Annotated in this window: 4 protein-coding genes and 1 pseudogene; all 5 read right to left on the reverse strand. The window is 37.3% G+C overall.

Annotated elements, in window-relative coordinates:
• On the reverse strand, positions 1 to 562 hold a 562-nt coding region (gene pstB, locus AC1DJR_RS20960), incomplete at its 3' end, for a phosphate ABC transporter ATP-binding protein (RefSeq protein ID WP_477003419.1).
• A gap of 28 nt (positions 563 to 590) precedes the next feature.
• Complete coding sequence (gene pstA, locus AC1DJR_RS20965; protein WP_002088645.1) at positions 591 to 1,457, reverse strand: phosphate ABC transporter permease PstA; 867 nt, start codon at positions 1,455 to 1,457, stop codon at positions 591 to 593.
• A gap of 1 nt (position 1,458) precedes the next feature.
• On the reverse strand, positions 1,459 to 2,409 hold the full coding sequence (pstC, locus tag AC1DJR_RS20970; RefSeq protein WP_477003420.1) for a phosphate ABC transporter permease subunit PstC: 951 nt from the start codon (positions 2,407 to 2,409) through the stop codon (positions 1,459 to 1,461).
• 27 nt (positions 2,410 to 2,436) lie between these two features.
• The gene (locus AC1DJR_RS20975) at positions 2,437 to 3,354 is read right to left on the reverse strand and encodes a PstS family phosphate ABC transporter substrate-binding protein (RefSeq protein WP_429686905.1); all 918 of its coding nucleotides are present in this window, start codon (positions 3,352 to 3,354) and stop codon (positions 2,437 to 2,439) included.
• A gap of 230 nt (positions 3,355 to 3,584) precedes the next feature.
• Positions 3,585 to 3,764 (reverse strand): annotated as a pseudogene (locus AC1DJR_RS20980) (hypothetical protein); the annotation flags it as partial.

Here is a 3,764-nt window from a genome sequence, read left to right on the forward strand (position 1 = left end):
CGTCTGGCTCAATCGCTAAGCAGCGTGCAATGCATAGACGTTGTTGCTGACCACCAGATAAACCGTATGCATTATCATGCAAACGATCTTTTAACTCATCCCAAATAGCTGCGCCGCGCAAGCTATTTTCAACAATTTCATCAAGTGTTTTTTTGTCACGAACACCATGGATTTTCGGACCATATGCTACATTTTCATAAATAGATTTTGGGAATGGATTTGGCTTTTGGAACACCATACCCACATGCGTACGTAATTCTTCAACCGGATATGATTTATCAAATATGTTTCGTTCTCTATATTCGATAACGCCCGTAGTTCGAACGATAGGCACTAACTCTACCATACGATTTAGCGTTTTTAAGTATGTTGATTTCCCACAACCACTTGGACCGATAATCGCTGTTACTTCATTCTCATGAATACTTAAGTTGATATCTTTTAAAGCATGGTCTTCTCCGTACCATAAATTTAAATTTTTCGTATCAAATACTATTTTTTTTGGTGCTGTCTCAATCTTTTTCTCATTTTTCACCTGTACATTTACTACTGTTGCTACCATTTGAATTCCCCTTTCATCCACTTCCAACTTATTTTCGATTTCGTAACCATAAGACAAATATATTTATAAAGAGCAACAATCCTAGCAAAACAATCATCCCAGCTGCTGCTACATAYTGAAATTCTTCTTGTGGTCTACTCATCCAATTAAAAATTTGAATTGGTAAAACCGTAAATCTATCAAACATACTGAACGGAACATAATTTGCAAAGGCAAGGGCCCCAATAACTAATAATGGTGCTGCCTCACCAATTGCTCTCGATACCGCTAACGTACATCCCGTTACAATCCCTGGCAAAGCGACTGGCAATACAATTTGATACATCGTTTGCCATTTCGTAGCACCTAATCCGTAAGAAGCCTCTAGTAATGAGCTCGGCACAGTTCGAATCGCTTCTTGACTAGCTACAACAACAGTTGGTAAGACGAGTAAACTCATCGTCAGTGCCGCTGCCATTATGCTCTCTCCCAAATGGAGAGCGTATACGAAAATAGTTAAYCCGAGTAAACCAAACACAACGGAAGGTACCCCTGCTAATGTTTGATTATTTAATTCAATTAACTTTTTAAAAACGGACTCCTTCGCATAATGCTCTAAATAAAGAGCGGTTCCGACTCCAAATATAAAAGAGACTGGTATAACAATGCTCATAAATAGTATTGTTCCTGACAAAGCAGCGACAATCCCAGCTTCTCTCGGATTACGTGAGGCGAAGTTTGTAAAGAAATCTATTGAAAGATAACTTATACCTTTTTCAAAAATTTGAAAAAGCAATATAAAAAGTATTACTACTGAAAACAAAATTGCTATATAAAACAAACACTTGTAAATCCGATCCTTTAAAAAACGCGATGCCATATTTTCTTGTATGTTCTTATGGTTTAACATTCGCATATTATGTCAACCTCCTAAAACGGCGCATAATATATTGCGAAATGATATTCATAATAAAAGTAAACATAAATAACGTTGCACCTACAGCATACATGCTGTAATAAGTAATCGTTCCGTGCGGAGCATCACCTAAACTCACTTGTACAATATAGGCTGTTAATGTTTGAATAGAATGAGTCGGATCTATCGATACATTAGGTGTTGATCCAGCTGCAATAACAACAATCATCGTTTCACCAATTGCCCTGGAAGCTGCTAATATAATCGCTGCCATTATGCCCGTAAAAGCCGATGGAAACACCACTTGTTTTACCATCTCAAAACGAGTTGCTCCTAGCGCTAATGAGGCTTCTTTAATTCCTTTCGCTACAGCTCTCATCGCATCTTCAGAGAGAGACGCAATCGTCGGTATCATCATAAACCCTATAACAATACCTGGACTAATAGCATTAAAAAACTGCAAATCTGGTATAACCCGTTGTAAAAGTGGTGTGACAACTGTTAACGCGAAAAAACCATATACAATTGTCGGGATGCCTGCTAGTAGCTCTAACAACGGTTTTAATATTTTCCGAGCGCCATTCGAAGCGTATTCGCTTAAAAACACGGCACAACCTAAACCAATAGGAATTGCTACGAACATGGCAATTGCTGTTACAAGGATTGTTCCACATATAAGTGGTAATATACCGAATTTTGGATCTTCAAAAAAAGGTAACCATTCCTTTTCTGTCAAAAAAGAATACAATGATATCTTTTGAAAAAACATGATTGTTTCATTTGCCAACGTAATAATAATTCCAAGTGTCGTTACAATGGACACGCTAGCAATGGCTTTTAGTATTAACGGAACAATTCGATTGATTCGCTGCGTTTTTTTTCTTCTATTTGTATTTCTCTCAATCAAATGTTGTACAGAAAATGTAATTTGAYTTTTGTCWTTATGAGCCAAAGATGAAAACCCCTYTCCACCCTGACATTACCTTTTTATTTCTGTTAACATTCGCAGCTGTTCATTATATTTTTCTTTTGGTAATTTTACATATCCGACCTCTTCAGCAAGGCTTCCAACATGCTTAATCATAAACTCAACATAATTTGCTACATTAATTTTATTTCTGGTAGATGCATGATTCACATACGTAAATAGCGGCCTAGATAATGGCTTATACGTACCCGACTGAATGGTCTCTTTCGTTGGAAATACACCATCCACCTGTATTGCTTTTACCTTATCTCGATTGGCCATATAATAAGCATATCCTACAAAAGCAATGGCATTTTTATCATTCATTACCCCTTGCATAATAACTTGATCGTCTTCAGACAAAGAAACCGTTTTTACAAGGCGATTATTTTGTAAGACAACATTTTGGAAATAATCATAAGTACCAGAGTCTACGCCTGGCGCATAAAATTTAACTTGTTCACGAGGCCATGATGAATGAATTTGTGACCATCGTTTCAATCTTCCATTTTCACTCCATAATAGACGTAACTCGTCTATCGTCATATTGTTTACCCACGTATTTTGACGATTCACAACAATCGTTAGACCGTCATAAGCAACCTCAAATGGTGTAAATTGAATGGATTTTTTCTGCATTGCATTTTCTTCTACCGGTTTCATCAATCTCGAAGCATTGTTTATATCTACTTCTCCTTTACTGAAACGATTAAATCCTCCCCCTGTCCCAGAAATACTAATAGAAATTTTCACGTTTGGATGGGCCTTTGTATATTCCTCTGCTACTGCCTCTATAATGGGGAAAACCGTTGAGGATCCATCAACTCTCACTTCTCCCATTTCATTTGTAGCGAATGCAGTAGACATATTAAAACAAAGGAAACATGTCGATAATGTCAAAACTTTAATCGATGCGCTCATCCATTTCACGTGTTCTTCCTCCTAGAAGTAACCGGAAATAACAGGATTACAGATATAAGAATACTGCTAAACTATTAATTCGGTTTTAATTATTTGTAAAAGTTTTGTAAAGTCCCACAAAAACAACTGTATACACAAACTTTATTTTCACTTTTGTACTTTAGATGCAGGAAATTTTCTAATCATCCATAAAGCGAAACTTTAATCAGTGGGGGTTTTGTTCATCCCCCCACTGATTATTAGCCCTCACCAATCGGGCGTTTACGGGCAGCAGGGCTCCCACCTAACTTCTTTGCTCCAGCTGAATTTTGAGGTGGGAGTTTTACCGCCCTCAAACGCGGGATAAAACTGCTATCGCCTATCACACACAACAAACTTAGAGCGTATGCACTAATCTTGTTGTGTTCATCGTTTTTGAA

The sequence above is a fragment of the Bacillus sp. 05T31 genome, assembly GCF_056396725.1.